This is a genomic window from Acinetobacter sp. YH12251 (assembly GCF_013417465.1).
Taxonomy (GTDB): Bacteria; Pseudomonadota; Gammaproteobacteria; order Pseudomonadales; family Moraxellaceae; genus Acinetobacter; species Acinetobacter amyesii.
In genome coordinates this window covers 449,894-475,462 of sequence record NZ_VPDZ01000002.1, presented here as the reverse complement: position 1 = coordinate 475,462, position 25,569 = coordinate 449,894, and the positions used below count along the sequence as shown (strand labels likewise).

At 39.7% G+C, this 25,569-nt stretch carries 26 protein-coding genes; 10 read left to right on the top strand and 16 right to left on the bottom strand.

The window, feature by feature from the left end; translation table 11 throughout:
* Positions 1-26: 26 nt before the first annotated feature.
* The 5 genes from ispD to FTV27_RS02950 form a co-directional block, all read right to left on the bottom strand.
* Positions 27-752, bottom strand: a complete 726-nt coding sequence (gene ispD / locus FTV27_RS02970; RefSeq protein WP_180077029.1) for a 2-C-methyl-D-erythritol 4-phosphate cytidylyltransferase — start codon at positions 750-752, stop codon at positions 27-29.
* A complete protein-coding gene (locus FTV27_RS02965) occupies positions 715-1,107 on the bottom strand; it encodes a septum formation initiator family protein (protein WP_078188520.1) in 393 nt (130 codons plus the stop codon). The genes ispD and FTV27_RS02965 overlap by 38 nt, the downstream gene beginning before the upstream one ends.
* Positions 1,108-1,123: 16 nt before the next feature.
* Positions 1,124-2,413, bottom strand: coding sequence for a phosphopyruvate hydratase (eno, locus tag FTV27_RS02960; protein ID WP_120373219.1), 1,290 nt, complete (start codon positions 2,411-2,413; stop codon positions 1,124-1,126).
* Positions 2,414-2,477: 64 nt separating this feature from the next.
* Entirely contained in the window at positions 2,478-3,335 is an 858-nt protein-coding gene (gene kdsA, locus FTV27_RS02955) for a 3-deoxy-8-phosphooctulonate synthase (protein ID WP_078188522.1), read from the bottom strand.
* A gap of 31 nt (positions 3,336-3,366) precedes the next feature.
* Complete coding sequence (locus tag FTV27_RS02950) at positions 3,367-5,007, bottom strand: CTP synthase (protein WP_180077028.1); 1,641 nt, start codon at positions 5,005-5,007, stop codon at positions 3,367-3,369.
* 229 nt (positions 5,008-5,236) lie between these two features.
* On the opposite strand from FTV27_RS02950, the gene FTV27_RS02945 reads away from it, so the two are divergent.
* A complete protein-coding gene (locus FTV27_RS02945; protein ID WP_180022126.1) occupies positions 5,237-5,650 on the top strand; it encodes an internalin in 414 nt (137 codons plus the stop codon).
* Between the two features lie 111 nt (positions 5,651-5,761).
* Here the strand turns inward: FTV27_RS02945 and FTV27_RS02940 are convergent, their stop codons facing one another.
* Positions 5,762-6,646, bottom strand: a complete 885-nt coding sequence (locus FTV27_RS02940; RefSeq protein ID WP_180077060.1) for a LysR family transcriptional regulator — start codon at positions 6,644-6,646, stop codon at positions 5,762-5,764.
* 109 nt (positions 6,647-6,755) lie between these two features.
* On the opposite strand from FTV27_RS02940, the gene dkgB reads away from it, so the two are divergent.
* Both dkgB and FTV27_RS02930 read left to right on the top strand, forming a co-directional pair.
* The gene (gene dkgB, locus FTV27_RS02935; RefSeq protein WP_180077027.1) at positions 6,756-7,577 is read left to right on the top strand and encodes a 2,5-didehydrogluconate reductase DkgB; all 822 of its coding nucleotides are present in this window, start codon (positions 6,756-6,758) and stop codon (positions 7,575-7,577) included.
* Position 7,578: 1 nt separating this feature from the next.
* On the top strand, positions 7,579-8,754 hold the full coding sequence (locus FTV27_RS02930) for an MFS transporter (protein WP_180077026.1): 1,176 nt from the start codon (positions 7,579-7,581) through the stop codon (positions 8,752-8,754).
* A 38-nt stretch (positions 8,755-8,792) separates the two neighbouring features.
* On the opposite strand, the gene FTV27_RS02925 is transcribed toward FTV27_RS02930, so the two are convergent.
* The 3 genes from FTV27_RS02925 to FTV27_RS02915 all read right to left on the bottom strand — a co-directional run bounded on the left by FTV27_RS02925 (position 8,793) and on the right by FTV27_RS02915 (position 12,638).
* Positions 8,793-9,884 carry a YheT family hydrolase gene (locus FTV27_RS02925; protein WP_180077025.1) on the bottom strand — a complete coding sequence of 364 codons (1,092 nt, stop codon included), beginning with the start codon at positions 9,882-9,884 and terminating at the stop codon, positions 8,793-8,795.
* 202 nt (positions 9,885-10,086) lie between these two features.
* Positions 10,087-10,491 (bottom strand): nuclear transport factor 2 family protein, encoded by a 405-nt coding sequence (locus FTV27_RS02920; protein ID WP_180077024.1) that lies wholly within the window; start codon positions 10,489-10,491, stop codon positions 10,087-10,089.
* A 122-nt stretch (positions 10,492-10,613) separates the two neighbouring features.
* Entirely contained in the window at positions 10,614-12,638 is a 2,025-nt protein-coding gene (locus tag FTV27_RS02915; protein WP_180077023.1) for an NADPH-dependent 2,4-dienoyl-CoA reductase, read from the bottom strand.
* A gap of 180 nt (positions 12,639-12,818) precedes the next feature.
* Between FTV27_RS02915 and FTV27_RS02910 the strand changes: the two genes are divergently transcribed.
* Together FTV27_RS02910 and FTV27_RS02905 are read left to right on the top strand one after the other, a co-directional pair.
* Positions 12,819-13,358, top strand: a complete 540-nt coding sequence (locus FTV27_RS02910) for a PadR family transcriptional regulator (protein WP_180022122.1) — start codon at positions 12,819-12,821, stop codon at positions 13,356-13,358.
* A 25-nt stretch (positions 13,359-13,383) separates the two neighbouring features.
* Positions 13,384-14,295 (top strand): alpha/beta fold hydrolase, encoded by a 912-nt coding sequence (locus tag FTV27_RS02905; protein ID WP_180077022.1) that lies wholly within the window; start codon positions 13,384-13,386, stop codon positions 14,293-14,295.
* A gap of 127 nt (positions 14,296-14,422) precedes the next feature.
* Here FTV27_RS02905 and FTV27_RS02900 read toward each other — a convergent pair whose 3' ends face one another.
* A complete protein-coding gene (locus FTV27_RS02900; RefSeq protein ID WP_078188530.1) occupies positions 14,423-15,334 on the bottom strand; it encodes a LysR family transcriptional regulator in 912 nt (303 codons plus the stop codon).
* Positions 15,335-15,613: 279 nt separating this feature from the next.
* Here FTV27_RS02900 and FTV27_RS02895 point away from each other — a divergent pair, with 279 nt between their 5' ends.
* Entirely contained in the window at positions 15,614-16,528 is a 915-nt protein-coding gene (locus tag FTV27_RS02895) for a LysR substrate-binding domain-containing protein (protein WP_180011275.1), read from the top strand.
* Positions 16,529-16,849: 321 nt separating this feature from the next.
* Here FTV27_RS02895 and map read toward each other — a convergent pair whose 3' ends face one another.
* Positions 16,850-17,644 carry a type I methionyl aminopeptidase gene (gene map / locus FTV27_RS02890; protein WP_078188532.1) on the bottom strand — a complete coding sequence of 265 codons (795 nt, stop codon included), beginning with the start codon at positions 17,642-17,644 and terminating at the stop codon, positions 16,850-16,852.
* A 349-nt stretch (positions 17,645-17,993) separates the two neighbouring features.
* On the opposite strand from map, the gene brnQ reads away from it, so the two are divergent.
* Together brnQ and FTV27_RS02880 are read left to right on the top strand one after the other, a co-directional pair.
* Positions 17,994-19,286: a branched-chain amino acid transport system II carrier protein gene (gene brnQ / locus FTV27_RS02885; RefSeq protein ID WP_180077021.1), complete on the top strand. Its 1,293-nt coding sequence runs from the start codon at positions 17,994-17,996 to the stop codon at positions 19,284-19,286.
* A gap of 558 nt (positions 19,287-19,844) precedes the next feature.
* Positions 19,845-20,081, top strand: coding sequence for a hypothetical protein (locus FTV27_RS02880; RefSeq protein WP_078188534.1), 237 nt, complete (start codon positions 19,845-19,847; stop codon positions 20,079-20,081).
* Between the two features lie 274 nt (positions 20,082-20,355).
* On the opposite strand, the gene FTV27_RS02875 is transcribed toward FTV27_RS02880, so the two are convergent.
* A complete protein-coding gene (locus FTV27_RS02875) occupies positions 20,356-20,817 on the bottom strand; it encodes a hypothetical protein (RefSeq protein ID WP_180077020.1) in 462 nt (153 codons plus the stop codon).
* A gap of 174 nt (positions 20,818-20,991) precedes the next feature.
* Between FTV27_RS02875 and FTV27_RS02870 the strand changes: the two genes are divergently transcribed.
* The gene (locus tag FTV27_RS02870; RefSeq protein ID WP_180063817.1) at positions 20,992-21,852 is read left to right on the top strand and encodes an alpha/beta fold hydrolase; all 861 of its coding nucleotides are present in this window, start codon (positions 20,992-20,994) and stop codon (positions 21,850-21,852) included.
* A 215-nt stretch (positions 21,853-22,067) separates the two neighbouring features.
* A complete protein-coding gene (locus tag FTV27_RS02865; protein ID WP_078188537.1) occupies positions 22,068-22,553 on the top strand; it encodes an Lrp/AsnC family transcriptional regulator in 486 nt (161 codons plus the stop codon).
* An 85-nt stretch (positions 22,554-22,638) separates the two neighbouring features.
* Here FTV27_RS02865 and FTV27_RS02860 read toward each other — a convergent pair whose 3' ends face one another.
* The 4 genes from FTV27_RS02860 to gltS all read right to left on the bottom strand — a co-directional run bounded on the left by FTV27_RS02860 (position 22,639) and on the right by gltS (position 25,437).
* Positions 22,639-22,851, bottom strand: coding sequence for a hypothetical protein (locus FTV27_RS02860; RefSeq protein ID WP_111884970.1), 213 nt, complete (start codon positions 22,849-22,851; stop codon positions 22,639-22,641).
* The gene (locus tag FTV27_RS02855; protein WP_078193931.1) at positions 22,848-23,060 is read right to left on the bottom strand and encodes a DUF4177 domain-containing protein; all 213 of its coding nucleotides are present in this window, start codon (positions 23,058-23,060) and stop codon (positions 22,848-22,850) included. Before FTV27_RS02855 ends, FTV27_RS02860 begins: the two co-directional genes overlap by 4 nt.
* Positions 23,061-23,262: 202 nt before the next feature.
* On the bottom strand, positions 23,263-24,120 hold the full coding sequence (locus FTV27_RS02850) for a tetratricopeptide repeat protein (protein WP_078193932.1): 858 nt from the start codon (positions 24,118-24,120) through the stop codon (positions 23,263-23,265).
* Positions 24,121-24,213: 93 nt separating this feature from the next.
* The gene (gene gltS / locus FTV27_RS02845; RefSeq protein WP_180077019.1) at positions 24,214-25,437 is read right to left on the bottom strand and encodes a sodium/glutamate symporter; all 1,224 of its coding nucleotides are present in this window, start codon (positions 25,435-25,437) and stop codon (positions 24,214-24,216) included.
* Between the last annotated feature and the right edge of the window lie 132 nt (positions 25,438-25,569).

Here is a 25,569-nt window from a genome sequence, read left to right as displayed (position 1 = left end):
TGTCCCTTAAATATTCCTTGAAATAATCATCTATTCACTTGAGACGCTAAAATTAAGCGTGCCAACTCTAAGTCATCAGGATAGGTAATTTTAATATTGTCCGAACGACCCTGCACGACATTGACATGCTCACCGACAAATTCTAAGGCACTTGCTTCATCTGTGATGGTCGCACCAGCGGCAAGCGCTTGTTCAATGGCATTTTTAAGCATACCCAATTTGGCAATTTGTGGTGTCTGCGCTTGCCATAAAGTTGAACGATCTACCGTTGTTGATATTTGTGGTGGCGTTTCAACTTGTTTTAAGGTGTCGCGTACAGGGATGGCGAGAATCGCACTTTGCTCAGAATCGACTGCCGATTGAACTAAATTTTCTAAACTCGACTGCGAGACACATGGTCTTGCTGCATCATGAACAAATACCCAATCATCATCATTGGCAATCTTAGATAGATATTGCAATGCATTGAGTACAGAATGCACACGCTCTGAACCACCTAAACAAAAATGTACTTTCTCTTGATTAGCTAATGCCAAAGTCTGAGCAATATTATCTTGCTCGCCTATAGCCAATACATAGCCTGTTAAAGGTAATTGGTTAAGACGCGCAACTGTGTGTTCAAGCACAGTTAGACCCGCAATGTTTTGATATTGTTTTAGTTCAGTTTTAGAAAATCGACTTCCTGAACCAGCAGCAGGAATAATAGCCCACAATTTAAGGTTCGGGTGGAAGTTCGGCTGGTTCTGACTCATTGGTACGTAGGTCTACTTTTGCGTTTGGATCAATATAAATTGGTTTGTACTGAGTACTAATCGTACTCATCTGTACGAAAGTTTCATGCGGTTTAATTAAACCTAAATCTAGACGAGCATGCTCTTCAATAGCTTCAACGCCATTTTTTAAATCGTATACTTCAGCGGCAAGCACGCGATTTCGTTCTTTTAATTCGTCATTGAGTTCGACTTGTTGTTGTATTTTCTGACTCAGTTGTTGATGTTGATGATAACCACCTTCACCGAACCAGTATAAATATTGAAACCCTGCGATCAAAAAGATCGCAAGGCCCAACAATGCTTTACTCGCTTTGGAGTCAAATACATTTAACATAGATAGCATGATCTGCTTAGTTCAAACCTTTGAACTCAGCTTTACCGCGATATGCAGCATTAGTCAATTCTTCAATACGAAGTAATTGGTTATATTTCGCTACACGGTCAGAACGGCAAAGTGAACCAGTTTTGATTTGACCCGCTGCTGTACCCACTGCAAGATCCGCAATAGTTGAATCTTCAGTTTCACCAGAACGGTGTGAAATAACAGTAGAGTAACCATTTGCTTTTGCAAGGTAGATTGCATCTAGAGTTTCAGTCAATGTACCGATTTGGTTGTACTTGATCAGAATAGAGTTACCCACTTTTTCGTTGATACCACGTTGAAGAATCTTAGGATTCGTAACGAATAGGTCATCACCAACCAATTGGATTTTGTCGCCAAGGATTGAAGTAAGGTAAGACCAACCTTCCCAATCAGACTCGTCTAAACCATCTTCAATTGAGATGATTGGGTATTGTTTTGCAAAACCAGCAAGGTAGTCAGCAAATTGGTTGCTTGTGAATGCTTTATTGCCTTCACCTGCAAGGATGTATTGACCATCTTTGTAGAATTCTGAAGATGCACAGTCAAGCGCAAGCATAATGTCAGAACCCGCTTTGTAGCCAGTTTTTTCAATTGCTTCAAGAATTACTGTAATTGCTTCTTCGTTAGAACGAAGGTTCGGTGCAAAACCACCTTCATCACCAACTGCAGTATTTAAACCTTGTTTCTTTAAAACTGATTTTAAAGAGTGGAAAATTTCAGCACCAGCGCGTAAAGCTTCAGAGAATGAAGTAAAGCCAACTGGCTCAATCATAAATTCTTGAATGTCTACGTTGTTGTCTGCATGTGAACCACCATTTAGGATGTTCATCATTGGAACAGGCATAGTCAAAATGCTGTTATTACGAAGGTCTGCGATGTATTGAAAAAGTGGAATTTTCTTTTCATCAGCAGCAGCGCGTGCAGCAGCTAGCGATACCGCTAAAGTTGCGTTCGCACCTAATTTTTCTTTGTTTTCAGTACCGTCAAGCGCGATCATTGTGTTGTCAATGTCTTTTTGTTCGAATACTGATTTACCCAACAATGCATCACGAATTACTGTGTTAACGTTGTTAACCGCAGTTTTAACGCCTTTACCTAAGTAACGAGCTTTATCGCCGTCACGAAGTTCTAAAGCTTCACGAGAACCAGTTGAAGCACCAGATGGTGCACATGCACGGCCTACAACGCCAGAGGCTAAGATTACGTCTGCTTCGATGGTAGGGTTACCACGAGAGTCCAAAATTTCACGTGCACGAATGTCAACGATTTGGCTCATGAACAATTCCTCAGTTGATTAATAAAAATGATGCGTCAAAAGTGACGCATCAATGTGTATCGAATTAGTGTGTGTCTAACTTTGCGAAACCTTTAACTAAGGTATCGAGCTCTTTTAACTGTGCCAAGAAAGGTTCCAACTGTGACATGCGTAGCGCACATGGACCGTCACATTTGGCATTTTCTGGATCTGGATGAGCTTCTAAGAACAAACCTGCTAAACCAGTCGCCATACCTGCACGTGCCAGTGTCGTGATTTGCGCACGACGACCACCTGCAGAATCCGCACGACCACCCGGCGTTTGAAGCGCATGTGTAACATCAAAGAACACAGGGACATTCATTTCTTTCATGATGTCAAAGCCCAACATGTCAACAACTAAGTTGTTGTAACCAAATGCTGAACCACGTTCACAAAGAATCAGTTTGTCATTTCCTGCTTCCAAACACTTATGCAGAATATGACGCATTTCGTGTGGTGCGAGGAACTGTGCTTTTTTAATGTTGATGATGGCATCAGTTTTCGCCATCGCTTCAACAAGGTCAGTCTGACGGCTTAAAAATGCAGGAAGCTGGATAATATCCGCAACTTCAGCAACAGGCGCAGCTTGGTATGGTTCATGTACGTCGGTAATAATCGGCACATTAAAGTGTTTTTTAATGTCAGCTAACCACTCGATTCCTTTTTCCAGGCCTGGGCCACGGAAAGAGTTCAAGCTTGAACGATTGGCTTTATCAAAACTTGCTTTAAACACATATGGAATATCCAAGCGTTTGCAGATATCCACATAGGTTTCAGCAATTTCAAAAGCAAGGTCTTTTGACTCAAGTACGTTCATGCCGCCGAATAGTACAAATGGCAAATGATTTGCCATTTGTATATCGCCTAAACGTACAATTTCCTGTGGTTTTAATTGTGACATTTAAACTCTTCCTGGTTTAGTCAAAAACACATTATTTCGCTTTTTGGTACTGCTTTTTAGCAGCATCAATAAAGCCTGCGAATAATGGGTGTCCATCACGTGGTGAACTTGTAAATTCCGGATGGAATTGTACAGCAATAAACCAAGGATGTTCAGGAATTTCAACAGTTTCAACAAGACGCTGTACTGGAGAATAACCTGAAATCTTCATGCCTTTTTCTTCAAGCACTGGGATATAACGGTTGTTCATTTCATAACGGTGACGATGACGTTCAACGATCTCTTCAGAACCGTAAACTTGTGCAGTTTTTGTTCCTGCAACCAATTCAGATTTTTGAGCACCAAGACGCATTGTGCCGCCTAAGTCAGAATCTGCATTACGTTGTTGAACTTCGCCGCGCTCATCTAACCATTCAGTGATTAGACCAATCAATGGTGATTTTGTAGAACGGTTAAATTCAGTTGAAGTTGCATCGCTAATACCCGCAACGTTGCGCGCATATTCGATCACAGCCAACTGCATACCTAAACAGATGCCAAGGAATGGCACACCGTTTTCACGTGCAAAACGAATCGCTTTCATTTTGCCTTCTGTACCACGTTCACCGAAGCCACCCGGCACTAAGATTGCATCCGCGTCTTTTAATACGTCGTTTACAACTTGGCTTTCAAGTTCTTCTGCATTGACGTAGTCGATTTGAACTTTCACACGGTTTTGAATACCCGCATGTAAAAGTGCTTCGTTTACAGATTTGTATGCATCTGGAAGTTCAACGTATTTACCAACCATCGCTACACGAACTGTGTATTCAGGGTTCAGTAATGCATCTACAACGTTATCCCAGTCTGTAAGATCAGCTTCTGGAAGATCGTTATAACCAAAACGTTCACAGATTAAATCATCAACGTTTTGCTCATAGAAAGTACGTGGAATTTGGTAAATTGAACGCGCATCTTTACATACCACAACTGCACGTGCTTCAACGTTCGTAAATAACGCGATTTTACGTGTAGTGTCAGCATCAACATCATGCTCTGTACGGCAGATCAGGATGTCTGGTTGAATACCAATCGACAAAAGCTCTTTTACAGAGTGTTGAGTTGGTTTAGTTTTTAATTCAGCAGCTGACTTAATGTATGGGAGTAAAGTTAAGTGCATTAACATTGTGCGCTTATGACCTAGTTCGACCATAAGTTGACGTACAGATTCCATGAATGGGAGAGATTCAATGTCACCTACTGTACCGCCGATCTCAACGATCGCAACGTCATAGCCTTCACCTGCGCGAAGAACACGTTCTTTAATATTGTCAGTAATATGTGGAATAACTTGAACTGTACCACCAAGGTAGTCACCACGACGTTCTTTATTCAAGACATCTTGGTACACTCGTCCTGAAGTAAAGTTGTTCAGTTTGGTCATTTTCGCACGACGCAAGAAACGTTCGTAATAACCCAAGTCTAAGTCAGTTTCAGCACCATCCTCTGTGACAAAAACTTCACCGTGTTGGAATGGACTCATAGTCCCTGGATCGACATTAATGTATGGATCCATTTTTACCATGGTTACTTTTAAACCACGGGCTTCTAAAAGCGCAGCCACTGATGCAGCTGAAATACCTTTACCTAGTGATGATACAACACCACCAGTAACGAAAATAAAATGGGTCATTAAGTTTCTCGTACAATGGAGCCTAAATTGGCCTACAATGTTGTGCGATTTTACTTTACTCTGTACCAAGAAAGCAAAGTCATTCCGCATCAATTCATAGAACAATTAACAATTGACTATTGTAACAGCAATTATCATAAAAATTTAGAGTAAGTTCTTATCATTTCTATATTCTTATTTGCTGTTATAATGCAGTTATCCAATCCACACTTTTTTGTTTTGTGTAATTATGAATAAGAAACTTTTAATCTGCGGTGCAATCGCAACAGGTCTACTTCTTACAGCATGTGTAAAAAAAGAAGCACCAAAAGAAGAAGAACAGGAACAGGTTGAAGTTGCAGCATCTGAACCAACAGCATCTGTACCTACACAATTAGAACCAGTTGAAGAACAAGCAGTTGTTGAAGAACCGACTCAGCAGCAAGTTGAAGTGATTCGTGAAGAAACACCGAATACAACAACTGAAATTCGTCGTGAACCTACTCCTCCTGCAGAAACTCCTGCTCCAAAAGCAGAAGCGCCTAAAGCGGCAGAAAAACCTGCGCAAGCGGCTCAACCTAAACAAAACTCAGGTTCTGCACAGTCTGAAGATGACGCCGTGGCTGCTGCCATTGCTGCTGCAACACCAGCTTTAGAGAACTAAGATCGAAGTTTTATCAAACCAATGATCAAAAAAACCCGGCAAAAGTCGGGTTTTTTATTGTTTCTATGTAAATAAAAATCTGTACACAACGACGCACAGTTTTTCTCACAACTATTCTTGTAATTTTTCAGCTAAATATTCAATAAATAAACGAACACGTTTCGGTAAATGCTCTTGTTGATAATAGACAGCATGAATAAGCTGTTCATGTGGCTCAATTTGATCGTCTAAAAGTTGTACCAATCGCCCTTCTGCAATATCTTTTTCTAACATAAAAATCGATAGACAAGCGATGCCCATCCCATGAATCGCAAGCTCACGAATGGTTTCACCATTTGATGCCTTAATATTTGGTCGGATCGTCAAAGGTTTCCCTGCGACTTGGATCGGCCAAGTATTCATATGGGTAATTTGACTAAATCCAAGTAAAGCATGTGCGGTTAGCTCATCAGCATTTTGCGGACGTCCATGCTGCTGAAGATATTCAGGACTCGCCACCAAACACAGTCGACTCTTGTAGATAAGTTTTGCGTGCAAACTGGAGTCGTTTAATTTTCCAAAGCGAATTGCAACATCCGCTTTATGCTCTAATAAGTCAATCACTTGATCATGATTCACCAATTCAATCTGTATATGCGGATAACGTGCATTAAATTCTGGAATCAAGGGAACGATCATATGCAGAATAAAAGAAATTGCTGAATCGACTCGCACTAATCCCGAAGTATCTGCATCTAATTTCAGCAGAGAATCTTCCGCTTCGCTCAAATCATTCAATATCCGCCGTGTTTTTGCTAAAAACAATTGCCCCTCTTGCGTGAGCTTAATTTTGCGGGTAGTTCGTTCCAACAAGGTTACATTTAATTTAGATTCCAGACGCTGTAATGCGCGGCTGACACCAGATGCTGTTTGATCCAGTCTTTCTGCTGCTTTGATAATAGAGCCACTATCTACAATAACAGTAAAAGCCTGAAGCTCCTCAATGGTCGATTTCATTGCATATTCTAATTCGTGATTTTTAATCAATAATATATTCCAAACTCATGCATTTTTCTTCAATAAAATTAGCAGCACAATAGCATCAATTCAAAAAAGAGAATTCCTGATGATTGTTCCCCAATTTGGTGTCGGTACTTTCCGTTTGACAGGTGATACTGTCATTCACTCAGTTAAAACAGCCTTAGAGCTTGGATATCGTGCTGTAGACACCGCACAAATTTACGGTAATGAAGCAGAAGTAGGCCAAGCAATCCACGAAAGTCAGGTCAATCGAGCTGATATTTTCTTAACCACGAAAATTTGGACTGAAAATTATGCTGCCGACAAACTGATACCCAGCCTAAAGGACAGCTTAATTAAATTAAGGACGGATGCAGTTAACCTCACACTTATTCATTGGCCAGCACCTGCACTTGGAGTCAATATTCCAGAATTAATGGGACATTTACTTGAGGCAAAAAAACAAGGTTTGACTGAATATATTGGTGTATCTAATTTTAATATTGAGCTCACTCAACAAGCCATTGATCACATCGGGCTGGAAAATATTGCAACCAATCAAATTGAACTCAGTCCATATTTGCAAAATCAAAACTTGGTCAATTATCTGCAAGCCAACAATATAGATGTCACATCCTATATGACTTTGGCCTATGGCAAAGTTTTGCAAGACCCAACGCTGTTAAACATTGCAGCCGAACACCAAGTTACTTCGACTCAAGTCACTACGGCTCAAATTGCACTCGCATGGGCACTGCAAAAAGGCTATGCCATTATTCCATCATCAACCCAACGTGAACATTTAATCAGTAATTTAAAAGCTCAAGACATTCACTTAACACCTGAACAGATGCAGGCAATTGCCACACTAGACAAAAATGCACGTGAAGTAAGTCCACTTGAACTTGCTCCAGTTTGGGATCTATAACATGAAAATTAATTTTACCCTGCTCGCTCTCGCAATTGGTGCATTTGCTATTGGTACCACTGAATTTTCACCCATGGGCTTCTTACCTGAAATTGCAGAAGATCTATCGGTATCAATACCGCAAGCCGGTTTGTTGATTAGTGCCTATGCTATCGGTGTCATGATTGGCGCACCCGTTATGACTTTATGGCTTGCACGTTTTTCAAAACGTACATCACTCATGTTATTAATGACAATTTTCACCCTTGGCAATCTGCTTGCCACAGTTGCGCCAGATTATTTAGGTTTAATGGCGGCACGCTTAGTCACCAGCTTAAATCATGGTGCATTTTTTGGCTTAGGTTCTGTTGTTGCTGCGAGTGTCGTACCTAAAGATAAACAAGCCAGTGCCGTTGCCATGATGTTTATGGGCTTGACCATTGCCAATATTGGCGGCGTGCCACTCGCAACGTGGGTGGGGCAAAATATCGGTTGGCGTATGTCTTTTGCCGCTATTACCTTACTGGGCATCATCACCATGTTGGCATTATGGAAAGCACTACCCCATCAGCAACAGACCGAAAAACCTGATGTACGAGCAGAGTTAAAAGTATTAACACGCATGCCTGTTGTTTTAGCACTGCTCACCACGGTAATGAGTGCTGGAGCTATGTTCGCGCTCTATACCTATATCGCACCAAGTTTAAAAGTCTTTACTCATGCAAGCCCTGAACTTATCACTTTCATGTTGGTTTTAATCGGGATCGGATTTTCAATTGGTAACCATTTCGGTGGTAAGTTTGCCGATCAATCCTTAGATAAGACCTTGATTGGCTTTTTAGTCTTACTGATGCTGATGATGCTGTTATTTCCAATTTTAGCAACCACCACCATTGGCGCAGCGATTGCATTAATCATCTGGGGAGCAGCAGCCTTTGCCGTCGTACCACCTTTACAAATGCGTGTTATGACAGTCGCTCACGATGCACCAGGCCTCGCTTCTTCAGTGAATATTGGTGCATTTAATCTTGGAAATGCATTGGGTGCAGTCACAGGTGCCGCAGTGCTAAATCTTAACCTAAGCTATGCTGCGGTGTCTTATGCAGGCGCTACACTGAGCGCTATAGCGTTGATTTTAGTATTGATACAGATGAAGCTTAAACCTCAAATTACTGCATGTTGCGCACAAGCTGAATAACACATACTTAAAATAGCCTACCCAAAGTAGGCTATTTTTTAGTTCGCATATAACTTTAAAAAATCTGCCATTAATTTGGTTGCCCATGAATGGGTGTCGACTAAACCTTCATAATAACCACAGTGACTGCCTTTTTTAGTGGTCACCACCACTACATTCGGCAAAGAACGGATTAATTCTTTATAGGGTTCAAAGTTTTGAATGTGGCAAATAGGATCGTCTTCGGCATTTAAAATCATCAAAGGAATTTTAAGATTTTCAAATACATAAATTGGGTTGGTGGATTTGGCATAACTTTCATAATCAGTAAAACCCGCCATTTGAAAATATGTACGTTCAAACTGCGCCAGATCTTTACTTTTTAGGACTTCTATTAAAGATGGTGTTGATGACCATGTTGCAGAATAGGGTTCTACAAACTTCTGAAAGAGCTTCTTGGTCATCATTTTACTGTAAAAAGGGTGGACATTTTTAAAGCCAAGCTCAGTGTCATAGCCCGGACATAAAGCAAAAGCCGCTTTAAGTGGTGTTTCCTCACCTTGTTCGCCTAAATAGCGAACCAATAGCCCCGTTCCTGCAGATGAACCGACGCCATACAAACTCGATGCGGGAAATTTCTGCTGAATAAAGGCAATCTGTTCACGTAAGTCATCTGTTGAACCAAATAAATTTATTTTGGCAACTGGCATAGGCAAATTGGCATGACCACGCCTTAAACACAGTGCAATACGCCAACCAGTATATAGATGAAGATCCCGAACCACTTCTCGCATACTTTCAGGCGTTCCCGTAATCGTATGCATGAGCACCACGGTTGGTACATCTGCAGGCAAATCTAAGCCCAACCATGCAATGGCTGTGATTCCACCATCAGCCATGGTTAGTTGCTCTATGGCGTCGTAATTGAGCTTTACTTGGCGCTTTTTAATGACATCAAAATACAGTAAATGTGCATGAGTATTCGACAACCAAGGCGTAGGACGATATTTTTCATGTAGTTGCTTTAACTTCGGCAGCACATCTTTCATTTGCCCTTCAGGATGATAATAAAGCTGTGGTAATTCTGCACCAATTGCATGATCTACAAAGTTTAAAAGAGCCTGACGCCCTTTATGCATCACATTATTCATTGACCTTACCTTCACCTCGCTTCGCACCACAGCAAATCATTTCAATCTTTTCACTTTGACTAACAATGCCCAGTAAAAAAATGTATCTACAAAACCATATCTCGCTAGCAATATTTGTTTGCTTAAGCCTCAAAAGCAAAAAGCATGACAATATCCATCATGCTTTTTATCATTCTGTGATGAGCATTTAAAATCAGCAGATTTAAGGCTGATATTGCATAATGCGCTCACCCATTTTCGCCGCCAATGCTTCCAAGCCACTTTTTGGACGAAGCATGACTTCAAAATCAATCATCTGACCTTGTTCATTAAACTGAATCATGTCGATCCCTTTTAACTTTTTCTCGCCAACATTGGCAGAAAACTCAAGTACAACATTGAGGCCATCCTCACTATAAAACTCACGGTGGTAAGTAAAATTTTCAAAAATTTGAATCACATTGGTCAAAATAAAAGTTACTACAGGCTTACCTGGATATGGGTTAAACGCGACAGGTGAACGAAACACCACATCCTCTGCCAAGAGTTCATTTAAAATATTCATATCCCGTGTGTTAAGCATTTCGTGCCAACGTGCAACAGATTTTTTTGTTGTTTCAATAATCATGTTTATGTCCTTTTTTTTGATGAATCATTTCCCTTTCCTCAAACTCCTCTCCCAAATGGAGAGGAAGCACGACAACTGCATATTAAATTGAATGAAGTTGTCGTGGTTTAGTATGAGGCTGATTAAATCACCGCAGCCAAATCTGCACCTTGACGAATGGCACGTTTAGCATCTAACTCACCTGCTTCTTTCGCACCACCAATCAAATGCACATTTTTCCCATCTGCTTGTAGCTGTTCATACATCGCAGTATAGGATTCCTGACCTGCACAAATCACCACATGATCAACATCTAAAATACGTGATTGACCATCAACGGTAATATGCAAACCTTGATCATCAATTTTGTCGTAGCTTGCACCCGCAATCATTTTCACATCGCGGTGTTTCAAACCTGTACGGTGAATCCAACCCGTGGTTTTACCTAAGCCAGCACCAACCGATTTAGCCTTACGTTGCAATAAATACACTTCACGCGGCGATTCTTCGACGTCTGGATGTTTCAAGCCACCGACTTGCGCATAAGTGGTATCAATACCCCATTCATCATAAAATTTCTCAGGATTGAGGCTACCGCTTTCACCTTCATGCGTTAAATATTCAGCCGTATCGAAACCAATACCGCCTGCACCAATGATTGCTACACGTTTGCCAACAGGTTGACGTTCACGTAATACCTGTAAATAGCTCAATACTTTTGGATGATCAATACCATCTATATCTAACTGACGCGGTGTTACACCCGTCGCCACCACGATGTCATCAAAATCAGACTGAGCTAATTCTTCATACGTTGCTGTATGGTTCAATACCAATTTAATCTGAGGCAATAGTTCTATTTTACGTTTGAAATAACGCAGCGTTTCATAAAACTCTTCTTTACCAGGAATCGTTTTCGCAATATTAAACTGTCCACCAATTTGGCTCGATGCTTCAAAAATAGTTATGTTATGACCACGCTCTGCAGCATAAGTTGCAAAGCTTAAACCTGCAGGTCCCGCACCAATCACAGCAATATTTTTCACCTGTGCAGATTCTTTAAAAATCAGTTCAGTTTCATAGCAAGCTTGAGGGTTAACCAAACATGTTGCAATTTTCATCGAGAAAATATGATCTAGACAGGCTTGGTTACAACCAATACAGGTATTAATTTCATCACTACGACCTTGTTCTGCTTTTTCTACAAAACGTGGGTCAGCCAGCATTGGACGTGCCATGGACACCATATCTGCATCACCCGAAGCAAGTACGTGCTCAGCCATTTCAGGAGTGTTAATACGGTTTGAGGTGATTAAAGGAACATTCACAAGACCTTTTAATTTCTTGGTCACCCATGTAAATGCAGCACGTGGTACTTTGGTTGCAATGGTCGGAATACGCGCTTCATGCCAACCAATACCGGTATTGATAATAGTTGCACCGGCTTTTTCAATGGCTTTTGCAAGTTGCACAACTTCTTCGAAAGTCGAACCACCTTCAACCAGATCCAGCATAGAAAGACGGTAAATAATAATAAAATTTTCACCGACTAATTCACGCGTACGACGCACGATCTCAATTGGAAAACGAATCCGGTTTTCATAACTGCCACCCCATTCATCATCACGGTGGTTGGTACGTGCAGCAATAAACTCATTAATTAAATAACCTTCTGACCCCATTACTTCTACACCGTCATAACCAGCTGTCTGTGCTAACTGAGCACATCGAGCAAAATCATTGATCGTGCGTTCGACGTCTGCTGTGCTTAAAGCTTGCGGTTTTACTGGGTTAATTGGTGCTTGAATAGATGAAGGTGCAACATTATTGGCTTGATACGAGTAGCGACCTGTATGCAAAATCTGCATCGCAATTTTACCGCCAGCATCATGTACCGCCTGCGTAATCACTTTATGTTTTTCTGCTTCTTCTAAAGAATCTAATTTTGAGCCACCAGCAAATGTCACACCATCATCATTGGGAGAAATACCACCAGTTACAATCAGACCTACACCACCTTTCGCACGCTCAGCGTAAAAAGCTGCCATGCGTTCATAGCCACCCGGTGCTTCTTCAAGGCCGACATGCATAGAACCCATCAATACACGGTTCTTTAGCGTTGTAAAACCTAAATCTAGTGGTGCCAATAAATTTGGATAATTTGACATTTTTTCTCCTTAGCGTGCTGAAAAGCTGGCTATTTTTATCTTCGCTTGTATACGAACTTTCTCTTTCCATCTACGCATACAAGATTTTTGCAACTTGTTGCACTAATTTATATGCGAGATTTGATTTTTATGCAACATGTTGCATAATAAAAAGTACAAACTATTTTGACTGAGCCATATATGTCTTTAGCCCATGTTTTACTCACGAGCTTACTTGAAAAACCGAGTACAGGAATTGACCTTGCACGCCGTTTTGACCGCTCTATGGGCTTTTTTTGGAATGCAACACATCAGCAAATCTACCGTGAACTCAGTGGTATGCAGCAAAAAGGCTGGATCAGCACTATTGAAGATGAGCACAGTACAACCCGTAAAAAAACCTACCAAGTTGAACAGCTTGGACGTGTTGAATTAGCCAATTGGATGGTTGAGCAAAGCCCTCCGGCTCAGTTACGTGAAGAGTTGATGGTTCGTTTACGTGCAGAAGCTCAGCTGGGTACAAATGGCGTATTACCCGAATTAGAACGTCATCTAGAAATTCACAAAGAAAAACTAAAAGTGTACCAGTCTATTTTTGCAAAAGACTTTGCACATGCGCATGATGAAGACCGTACTTTGTACATTCATAAAATGATTTTACAGCTTGGAATTGATTTGGAAATCGGTTGGATCAAATGGCTTGAAACCATCATTCCACAGTTGCATAAATTTAATCGCTAAAACAAAAAAATAAATAGGAAGCCGCATGCCGCACTATACAATGCCAGATCAACAACAACTGTATGTTCGTGAATATGGTCAAGGAGAACCCATCCTGGTTTTATCTGGACTCGGCATGCAAAGTTGGCAATGGCACCCTTTTCTATATCAACACCGAAAACACTTTAAATTTATCATTCCAGACTGGCGTGGATTTGGCGGCTCTAAACATTGTCAAATTCCAAATATGGATACCATTTCAAGCCATTGGCGAGATATTGACAGCTTAGTTTCCCAACTTGGTTACGATAAAATCACGGTGATTGCTTACTCCATGGGGGCAACAACCACCATGCACGGTTTAAAATACGGTCAGTTTGCCAAAAAAATTAAACGTTATTTGCACATCGATCAAACGCCTAAAATTCGAGTGGATGCTGATTGGCAATATGGTTTATATGGCAAACGCCACACTGAGTTTTTGAGTATTTTAGAAGACATCTCGAAGGTACTTGCAACCAACCTCTCCGTGCCATTTGCACAGCAGATGAATAAACATGACCGTCAAAGTCTGGTCGATGCTTGGTTAAGGTTCATAGACTTACAAAATAGCAATCCTTATGCATTATCCGCTTTCCGTTTCGCATACCAAAAACCAACATTACAGAAGCTGATGTTACCCTCACAAAGTGTGGCCTATTTATATTGGTATATTCAAAATTATTTGAACCATACTGAAGATTATCGTGAAGCCATTGCAGCACTCACCGCTCCGACGACTTTTTTCACAGGGGCAAAATCGATCCTCTATCCTGCTCAAGGTCAAAAAATTATTGCTGACAGCCTAGTCAATGCTGAGCAGATTATTTTTAAAAAATCGGGACACACGCCATTGCTCAGTGAACCGGTCAAATTTAGCCGTGAAATCACCAAGTTCTTAAAACAAGTAACCCTATAAGACTGAAAAAAATAGGCTCAAAACTTTCAAGATTGAGCCTATATTTGTATGAAGGTAAACGTTACTTAACTGTTTGCTTCAAAATTGAATTTCAAAATTAACTTCATAATTACTTTTAAAATAGACCCTAGAAAACCCGACGATCGTATTCAATTGCTTCCAAGTCATACACTTGGTAAACACAGTCAAATAAAGGACGCGCCAATTCCCCTTCATCATCATTCCGCACAATCAAATAAATTTGGCTAATGGCAGCACTATCCGATAATTTCACATAATTCACATGCCTAAACTGCATAATTTGTACAGATTCAGGAACAATACAAATGCCTTCGCCTGCGGCAACCATGCCTAGCGATTGCTGCAAATCAGCTTGAGTGTTAAAGCGTTTCGGCTCCATACCATATTCTAAAAACAACGACTTGATTAGCGTTGCATAACTTTGACCATCCGTTGCTGGATAGATAAAAATCTGCTCATCTTTGAGATTATTTAATGCAATCTGCTGCTGTGAAGATAAAGGATGACTCGAATGCACCGCAACAATTAGTGGCTCTTCACGCAATAGCACACGTTTAACCGCCTGATCCGACACCCGAACTCGGCTAAAGCATGCATCAACCCGACCTTCTTTTAATGCCTGAATCTGATCGACTGCACTCAGTTCAATTAAATTTACATTTAAGTGTGGATATTGCTGACGGAACAAATAAACGATTCGAGGTAATAAACCACAGAGTAGCGAACCGCCATAACCGATATTAATCGTACGTTCAGTAGCACTGGCCCGCTGCGTAATGAGCTTAATTTCTTCTGCATTGGAAAGTAATTTCACGGCTTGCTGATAAAAGAAACGGCCAATGGTGGTGGTTCTCAAAGGACGGCTGCCACGCTCAAAAAGCTGCGCACCCAACTCTTCTTCTAAATTTTGAATTTGACGACTTAAAGGAGGTTGAGCAATAAATAGCTTTTCAGCAGCCTTCGTAAAACTCTGTTCTTCTACAACGGCGACAAAGTAACGTAAATGTCTTAATTCCATGACATTGTCCTATAATGTCGAATTTCTTTCATAATGGTCTTTTATTTGAATATATCAGGACGACACTCAAATCACATCCTTCAAATTCGGTTATTTAAAAGATGTATACACCACATTTATTGTTTGGTCATGCTAATGTGAAACGATTATAAGGTTAACCCGACTTTAGTCTTGGCAATTTTGCTCAACCTTTTCACATGAAAAACTACAAAACGTGATTGACTTCATGAAACAATTCAAGTTAATTAGCTAAATCGTTGCAAATATGGAATAAGAACAGTGCTGAGTGATCTAGATGATTTTTATTGTTTTGCCCAAGTGGTCGAACATGGTGGTTTTAGTGCAGCCGAACGTGCAACAGATATTCCAAAATCAAAACTGAGTCGTCGGGTCTATAACTTAGAAGAACGTTTAGGTGTCCGCCTGATTCAACGTAGCTCACGACATTTTGCTGTTACAGATATTGGTATGAATATCTACCGCCATGCACAAGTCATGATGAATGCCGCTCAAGCCGCACACGATTTGGTTGATCATCTCAGCACACAGCCGCGCGGCTTAATTAAAGTCAGCTTACCTGTTTCCATCGCGCAAAATGAAATGACCAAAATATTGCCTGAATTTTTAAAGCAATATCCAGAAATCAAAGTGCAAATGATGGTGACCAATCGGCGCGTAGATATCATTAATGAAGGCTTCGATCTTGCTCTACGTGTCCGTTCAAATTTAGACGATGACCCGAATTTAGTCATTCGTAAATTTGAAACAATTGAGCAGCACTTATTTGCCAGTCAGGCGTATCTGAATAAATTTGGTGAACTCAAACAACCTGAAGATTTATCTCAGCATCAAATATTAAGTATGGCGGATGAGCATCTCGATCAACATATTATTGTGACCGATGCACAGCATCATCAGAAAAAAATCAAAGTTAACCCAACCGTGATGGGCTCTGACCTGTCTATGTTAGCTGCACTGGCCTGCCAAGATTGTGGCGTGGTGTTATTACCCGACAGTATTGTGTCCGATCACGTGAAATCAGGTGCTTTGGTTCATGTACTACCTGAATGGAAAGCTGCACATGGTATTTTCCATGCAGTTTATCCATCTCGTCGTGGCTTACTACCTGCTGTACGTGTATTCATTGATTACTTAGTTGAAAAACTCAGCCAACATGAACACGCTAAATTTTAAGCAAAAAAAAAGCTTACCCATGTGATGGGTAAGCGAAAACTTAAAAACTAAGTAAAATCAGAAACTACAGCAGAATCTGTAGGGCTATTGTATAAATAAAATACATCTTTATTAAATCGTTAATAGCTCTAACTGATTTTTTGAGCTATAGGCAAAGCCTTACAAATTAAGGCTTAGATAAATCCAGTTAGTCTTAAAAACGATAACACCCATAACCACCACGAACTCCTAGACTAAAGTCAAAAAATATACAAATGTATAATTTTATTTAACTTCAATCATTTAGACACAGCAAATATGGCATTAACATCACTACAGAGCTTAGATCGCGGGATATGCGCCTGTACCCTCTGGCCATGGAGATAACAACTCAAAACCAGTATCGGTTACAACAACCATATGTTCCCACTGTGCCGATAAAGAACGGTCTGCAGTAATTACTGTCCAGCCGTCTTTTAACTCTTTAGTACGCGCTTTACCGCTATTAATCATCGGTTCAATGGTAAAGACCATGCCTTTTTTCAGAATGACACCTTGACCCGGTTGACCATAGTGTAAAACGCTTGGTTGCTCATGATAAACTTTACCAATCCCGTGACCACAGTATTCACGTACAATGCTGTAGCCTTCACGATGAGCAACTTGTTGAATGGCATAGCCTACATCACCCAATGTTGCTCCCGGTTTAACTGCATGAATCCCTGCAACCATCGCTTCGTAAGTAGTTTCGACTAACTTTTTAGCCGCAGGCGAAACCTCACCCACATAGTACATACGACTGGTATCACCGAAATAACCATCTTTAATGATAGCAACATCAATATTGATAATGTCACCGTCTTTCAATACGGTTTCTTTCGAAGGAATACCATGACAAACCACTTCATTCGGTGAAATGCAGGTGGTTTTGGTATAGCCATAGTAGCCAACGTTGGCAGGAATCACTTTAAGTGTGTTGACGATAAAATCATTGCAGATATCGTCTAGATATTCAGTGGTCACGCCCGGCTTGACATACTCCCCGATCATCTCTAAAACCTGAGCAGCTAAACGACCTGAAATGCGTAATTTTTCAATATCTTGCTCGGTTTTAATCGTGATTTTGGAAGCTTTCATCTGAATATCCTCAAATTTGAATACACCGAATTATAGACCTTTTAGATTTTTTTTGTTTTATTCAGCCAATATTTCTGCATTTATTCGGCTTATAGCATCCTATTTAGTGCTGAAAATTAGAACAATTGATTTATATCTGATAAATCTTAATAGCTAAACATATTCCTATAAAAAATTTATATACAATAAATTTCTTTTATTTATCATAAACATAAATAAAACATTATTTTATCTGTCAATATATTCATAATTCGTATTATAAAAACTATCTATACGATTTATAAATTTTGCTCCAAAAACGAGCTTAATTGCACTAAAATTGCCTTTTTTCACAGTTCATCTCCCCTTTATGACAAGTCTTCGTACACGGGATATTGTTGCCTTAGGTTTTATGACCTTTGCACTATTTATTGGTGCAGGTAACATTATTTTCCCACCAATTGTCGCACAGCAAGCGGGTGAACATGTTTGGTTAGCTGCATTTGGTTTCTTAATCACCGCAGTTGGTCTACCTGTCATCACGATTATTGCTTTGTCGCGTGTTGAAGGTTCTATTCAAGTTTTAAGTTCGCCTTTGGGTAAAGCAGCCAGCATTATCCTTACTGTCGCGTGTTACTTAGCTGTTGGACCTTTATTTGCAACACCTCGTACAGCTACCGTTTCTTATGAAATTGGTTTCTCTTCTTATTTTGGTAACAGCGCAAACAGTCTGCTGATTTATAGCGTGATTTATTTTGCATTGGTGACGATTGTTTCACTTTACCCAAATAAAATTTTAGATACCGTAGGTTATTTCCTTTCACCACTCAAGATTTTAGGCCTCGTTATACTGGGTATCTCTGCGTTCTTTATCCCTGCCGGTGTGATTCCACCTGCAATTGATAACTACGTAACTGCACCAGTTTCTGAAGGTGTAGTAAATGGTTATTTAACCATGGATACCTTAGGCGCTTTAGTTTTTGGTATTGTGATCGTCAAAGCCATTACTTCACGCGGCGTAACGGATAGTAAGCTCGTCACCAAATATGCTGTCATTGCCAGTATTATTTCTGGTATTGGTCTTACCCTGGTTTATATCAGCTTATTCAAACTCGGTATGGGCAGCCATGATATTGCTCCAAATGCAACAAATGGTGCAGTGATCCTGCATGCATATGTACAACATGCTTTTGGTGATATGGGCGCTTATTTCCTATCTGCAATGATCTTTGTTGCATGTATGGTGACCGCGATTGGCTTAACCTGCGCATGTGCTGAATATTTCTCAGAATTGACTAAAATTCCATACAAAGTTTTTGTGTTCATTTTAGTTGGTTTCTCACTGCTGATTTCAAACTTAGGTTTAACCAAACTCATTGCAGTTTCAGTGCCTGTTTTAAGTGCGATTTATCCACCTGCGATTGCCGTTATCCTACTGAGCTTCTGCTCTAAATGGTTTATTTCACCATCAAGAGTTATTGCGCCTGTTACCGCATGTGCGTTTATTTTCGGTATTTTTGACGGTTTAAAAGTGGCTGGTTTCGAAGATGCACTTCCAAGCTTTATTGCCAATCTACCGCTTGCTCAACAAAATTTAGCATGGCTGATCCCTTCTGCGATTGTGCTGATTATTGCTGCTGTAATTGACAAAGTTAAAAAATAACCTTTTTTGACCTGTCTAAAATCGGAGTTTTACCCGAATGACGATTTTACCTGTGACCAATAATTGTCGAGTTTTACCCAAACTGACATTTATTTGTCCTACTACAGCGCAATAACCCTAAGTCATTGAACTTTTAAATAAAGTTTTATTTTCATGATGAGAAAAAAAGCCAGCCCTTTGGCTACAAAATATAATAATAGTTAAAATACAAATACTTTCTGCAAAATACACCGTACACAAACTCCATGATTAAGCCCGATTCAGACTGTAAGCTAGGCGGTTTCTTGTCATAAAGCCGATATACCCGTGTTGGTATATATATTGCTTATTCATACATAGATATTATGCATCGACCATTTTACTCACCAGTCAACACCTTTAGATTCATAATATTTAGTATATGAATAAAATGATTATTCTTATATGATGATCTAACATAGTTTTATGACAAAATAATGACATTTACTATTGAAATACTTCTAGTTTCGAAGTACAACAGTAGTTCAAACCTGACCAAAATCATGGGTTTTGGCTAAACAACAACACGGAGGGGTGGAGATGTTATCAGTACATTTCAAAAAGCAATTCTTCATTAACGCTCTGAAGGCAAATAAGAACATGGTGACCTATACAAGCACCACTATTGCTCTCATGCTGACACTACTTATTCAAGGCTTAATACAAGGAAATTTAAGACCTGAATACTTTGCTTATGCGCTTATTGTCTCGGTGGCCTTTTATTTATGGGCAGTCATTGACCACAAATATCGAAAGCAAAAATCAACAGAATTTTAAGTTAGAAGATGGATGAGGCATCATCCATCTTGAAAAAAGAAAAGATGCCAATCCCTACCTTCTCGATCATTTAACCCTTTTTAAATAACAATACAAATAATCCCTAAAATAACCAGAAAATCATCAGCCTTTTCTCATGAATTTTCGATTCTATTTAACTTCAAATTTTGTTTTTATAAATTCTTCTACATAACCATCGTCTGCACTTTAAAAGCGTTTATCTCCTGATTAGCTTCCAATCTCATTCAAACCATTTCTGATTCATATACTTTGCTTAAAACCAAAATTTAACAATGACTCCGAAGAGCAATCCGAGTGTTGCAATTAATTCACCAATCACCAATCCAAGCATTGCCATACTCATCATCCATTTAGGCAAATGCCATTTACCTAAGACGTGAGGGACTTTAAATTGATTGGTGGTATCAGCTAAAAAGCCATGCAGTATATAGCTTAAAATCGAAAAGCTAAAAAAGAACAGATTGATGATTACAAAGAGTAAATTGAGTGTATGTGGAAGTGCTGAAAAATAGGCCAATACCGCCAAAATGAGTGTCGCTGGGGCGTATAACAAACTGCTCCGATGTGCTATATCGACATAATAATGCGCACGTGCCAGTTCAGACTGTCTTATTTGTGCATATTTCCACACACCCGTGAGCATACCTACCCATAAATAAATCCCACTAAAGACTATCGCAATTTTTACTGCACCCGAAAGTTGAAGCATGTCCATTTTTAATTTACATCCATTGTTCAATTACACGCATTATTTTTATCTGTATTTCTTCTCCAATAATACTTACTTCAAACCTGTTATGACATGACTTTAGAGTCATACTCTTTTCAGGTTTCTTTTTGGAACTTGTGTAAATTAGAGTCATCGGAACACACCCATGAAGTTTGAATCATGTCATCATCTGAAAAACTCACGATTCATTGCCAAGACGGCTATTCACTGAGTGCGCGCTATTATCCACACCAGACAGAGCTCAAACAGGTTTTACCTGTGTTGATTTGTCCAGCCACAGGCATTACCAAGCAATTTTATAATAGTTATGCAACATGGTTGAGCCAACAAGGCTATGACGTTTTAGTTTTTGATTTTCGTGGTATTGGTGAGTCGCTACACAGCCCTCTAAAAGAATCGACAGCAAGTATTGTTCAATGGGGGCAGCTTGATATCCCGGCGGCAATCGACGCTTTAATCAGTAAAACGCAAGCACCTAAAGTCATATTACTCGGCCATAGCGCAGGCGGACAATTATTAGGTATCGTGCCAAATTTTGACAAAGTTGCCAAAGTGGTTGCTGTTTCTGGCTCTACAGGTCATGTAAAAAAACTTAAAGGTCGTACCAAACTTTTAGCTCCAGTGATGTTTAATGTGATCTTCCCGATTGCACGCTATACCATTGGCTATGGCCCGACCAATGCAATTGGCATGGGTGAAAATTTGCCAAAAGATGTTGCTCGTGAATGGGCTGAATTTTGTAGCAAACCCGGTTATGTCATCAATGCCTTAGGCAAAACTGTTCAGCATGATTTTCATCAACAAGTGAGCTGCCCGATCACTGCCGTATGGAGCTCTGATGACGAAATCGCCACGGAAGCCAATGTCAAAGACTTGCTGCGCTTATACCCGAATGCTTCGACTCAAATGATTGAGTTAAAACCGAAAGAAACAGGTCATAAAGCCATCGGCCATATGTTGATGTTTAAATCGTCACATCAAAACCTATGGCCGATCATTGAACAACAGTTACACGCTTAAGTTTTTACCACTCAGTCAGTAATCCGGCTGAGTGGTCTTTTTATGGACTGCACAATAATTTCTACTTTTAGATTCATTCAAACTGCCTGACAGCTTACATATTCTATTTTCTATCTTTAAAATCTGCACTGAACGTCTAAGTGTACTTATTTTCATCAGCCGACCATTGCAAAAAATGATATAACTATTTTTTCTCAATTATATTCTATTTTGGCATGAGTGAAGCACGACACAACCTCGACAGAATTGATCGTTTAATATTATCCGCATTAAGAGAAGATGGACGACTCACCATAGCCCAGCTGTCTGAACGTGTTGGTCTCTCCTCTTCGCCGTGTTGGACACGCTTAAAGCGTTTAGAAAATTTAAAAATTATCGACGGCTATACAGCCAACATCAACCCAAAATCGATTGGGATCAATGAATTATTCTTTATTGAAATTACATTAGAACGTCACGACGATGAAATTTTAGATCAATTTAGTGAAACTTTAGCCAATATGCCAGAAGTAGTAGAAGCACATTTAGTCACTGGCGATTATGATTATTTGGTGAAAGTTGCAGTTAAAAATGCTGAACACTATGAGCGTTTTTTACGTAAAAATTTATATTCTATGAAAGGTATACGCCATACCCGCTCTATTTTTGCGCTACGACAATTAAAATCTGCCAGCAGTGCTGACCTTATGATGATTGAGTAATGAGCCAATATAGATCTAATCTATAAGATGACTTTAAAATTTAAAGGCAATTGAGTTCAGCACTCAATTACCCTATTTATGTGTTCTAATCTATATAGCCATCTTTTTTCAATTTTTTATCTGTCAAATACTCACGTATGACCAATGTTGCAATAATAATGATGGCTTCTAAGATCGCTACTGTGATGGTTATTTTGGTAAATACTTCGACACTGAGCAACACAAACCATAATTGAGAGATGGCTAATAAACCCCATAAAACTGAAATAATAAGTGCACTAAAGACACCGTATTTCATTTTTCTCTCTCCAAAACAACTACATAAGCTTCGCGCTTCCAAAAAAGCAGCATACGACGGATATCCTTTTCCATCGTAATCACCGCCCAACCTTGCTGTGCATTTTGATTTAAAAAATTGGTGAATTTAACAGGATCAACTTTTGAAGAGCCAAGCAGCAAAGATCCCAGCATACCTTCTTGATAGATAACAACTTTATATTCTTTCATCAATATAGTTCTTTATGGTTATAGTGAAGTGAACAAATGTTCATGGCAAAGTATAGCGATCGCTTTTTCCTAAAACAACAAAGTTTTAACTGTCAATTTACTCAGCATTTTTTTCAATTTTATGCTTTAATATACACAGTATGAGATGAGCCTTATATGAGTATCACGCGAGTGATACGACTAGCCCCAACCATGGGGCTTTTTATTGTTTTGTACTTAGCTCACATTGTTGTATTTCATTGTTCAATTTTGACAAAACAAGACTGTGAATTTCACATGTTTTCACAGGGTCTTGCTCATAAGCCGAATTAAACCATGCAGCAGCTTTTTCAAAATCTCGCTGTACGCCTAGCCCACCTAAATAAAAACTTGCAACGCTAATTTTTCCGTTCAAATCATTTGCTTCCGCAGCCTTTAAAAACCACGGATAAGCCTTTTTATAATCAGGCTTTGCATCAATACCTTGATAATAAATCATACCCAAACGGGACTGATATTGAGCCAAGCCTTGTTCAGCCAACAACATCGTTGGCTTTTCAGCAAGCTGCATATTTTGCTTCGTATAGTAATAATAGTCGGCCAATTGTTCGATATCTTCTTGCTTGCCTTTATTTGCAAATTCAATTAAAAGACTTTCCAATTTTTTCTCATTCCTTGGAATGAGTTCATATTTATTCATGATCAAAAGCATACGCTTTGAATCTTCTAAATTTCTTTCAGCACCAATCTCAAACCATTTTGCAGCTTCCACATAATCTACTTTTACACCGACACCTTTGTAATATATCAATCCCAAATTTTGATTTGCAGAGCGGTGCCCTAAGGCAGAAGCACGTTTATACAACGCTATGGCTTCGGGCAGATTAATCTCCACACCTTCTAGCCCCATATGTTTCAGTACAGCCAAATCATACAGCGCCTGCTTTTCGTTATTTTGCGCTTGAACTATGGTCTTTTGGACATCAATTTCAGCTGAATAGGTTATAGAAAATGGAAGTGCTGTTAATACAAATAGCATGAACAATTTGATGTAAGGCAAATGATATTTTAAAACTTTCATTGTTTATTATTCTTGATCAATAAGATGGTGAAAAATGAAATGCTAAAACACTCTATCTAGATGCTTTAGCATTTTTTAAAGCTATATATAGTATTAACCAAAGAAGCCTATCGTTGCCTGAATGACCACAGCATTGACAATATCTACAAAGAATGCCCCAGTCAAAGGTATGATTAAAAAGGCTTTATGTGATGGCCCATAAGTATTGGTTACTGCTTGAATATTAGCAATCGCTGTCGGTGTTGCACCCAAATTTACACCACATTGCCCTGCACAAAGTACTGCTGCGTCATAGCTTTTTCCCATGATCCTAAAAGTTACAAAGTACAGATACAGTGCTAAAACGAGGGTTTGTACCAGTAAAATAATCACCAGCGGGCCTGCAAGATCTGCCAATAACCAGAGCTGCAATGACATCAGCGCCATGGATAAAAATAATGCCAAGGATGCGTTACCAAATACATCGATACAGCGATCAAACATTTCAATTTTAAAGCCAAGTTCAAGGGTGTTTCTTAAAAATACACCACACGCTAAAGCCCAAACGAAGGTAGGTAATTCAAACCACTGTCCACGAGCAAACTCTGTCATGAAATAAGCAAAGCTGATACAGATGGCAAACATCCCCATCGTTTTGACGGCATCATCTGCGGTAATTAAACGAGTTTTTTCAGGATATTCGAAAGGCGCCGTTTCAGATGCAGGCGGTGCTTCATTACGTCCTGATGTGGGTACAAGTTCTTCTGCCAACTGAAAACGGCGGATGAGGAATTTCGCCACTGGCCCGCCCATCATGCCGCCAATGACCAAGCCGAAGGTTGCACTTGCCATACCGAGTACGACTGCACCTTGTATACCATGATCTTGTTCAAAGACTGTGCCCCATGCGCCTGCAGTGCCATGACCGCCCGTAAGCGTAACGGAACCTGTAATTAAGCCGATAAGTGGATCTAGTCCCAAAACTTTGGCCAAACTGATACCGACGATGTTTTGCAGCATGACAAATACAATGACACAGCCTAAAAATAGTACCAGCGCCTTTCCGCCTTCTTTGAGTTTTCCAAGACTTGCGCTCAAACCTACAGAGGTAAAGAACATCAACATGAATATTTGCTGAATTTTGGCATCAAAGTTTACGGTGATATTAAAGTTTTTAAATAATATAAATGTGATAACCGCAGCGACCAAACCGCCTGCTACAGGTTCAGGAATGTTGTATTTTTTCAGGATTGAAATTTTGTGTACGAAGAAATAACCGATAAATAAAACCAAAACCGCCACGACAATTGTCAAAAAAGCATCTAGCTCATAATTCATAATTTAATCTTAAGTGCTCAATTTTATTTACCTTTTTACATAATCATTGGAGTTTTTTCAGCTAGAAAAATGTAAATAAGCTATTTACCCCCCCTTCTTCTACTACACATTTTTGAAGCCTAATAAGTGAAA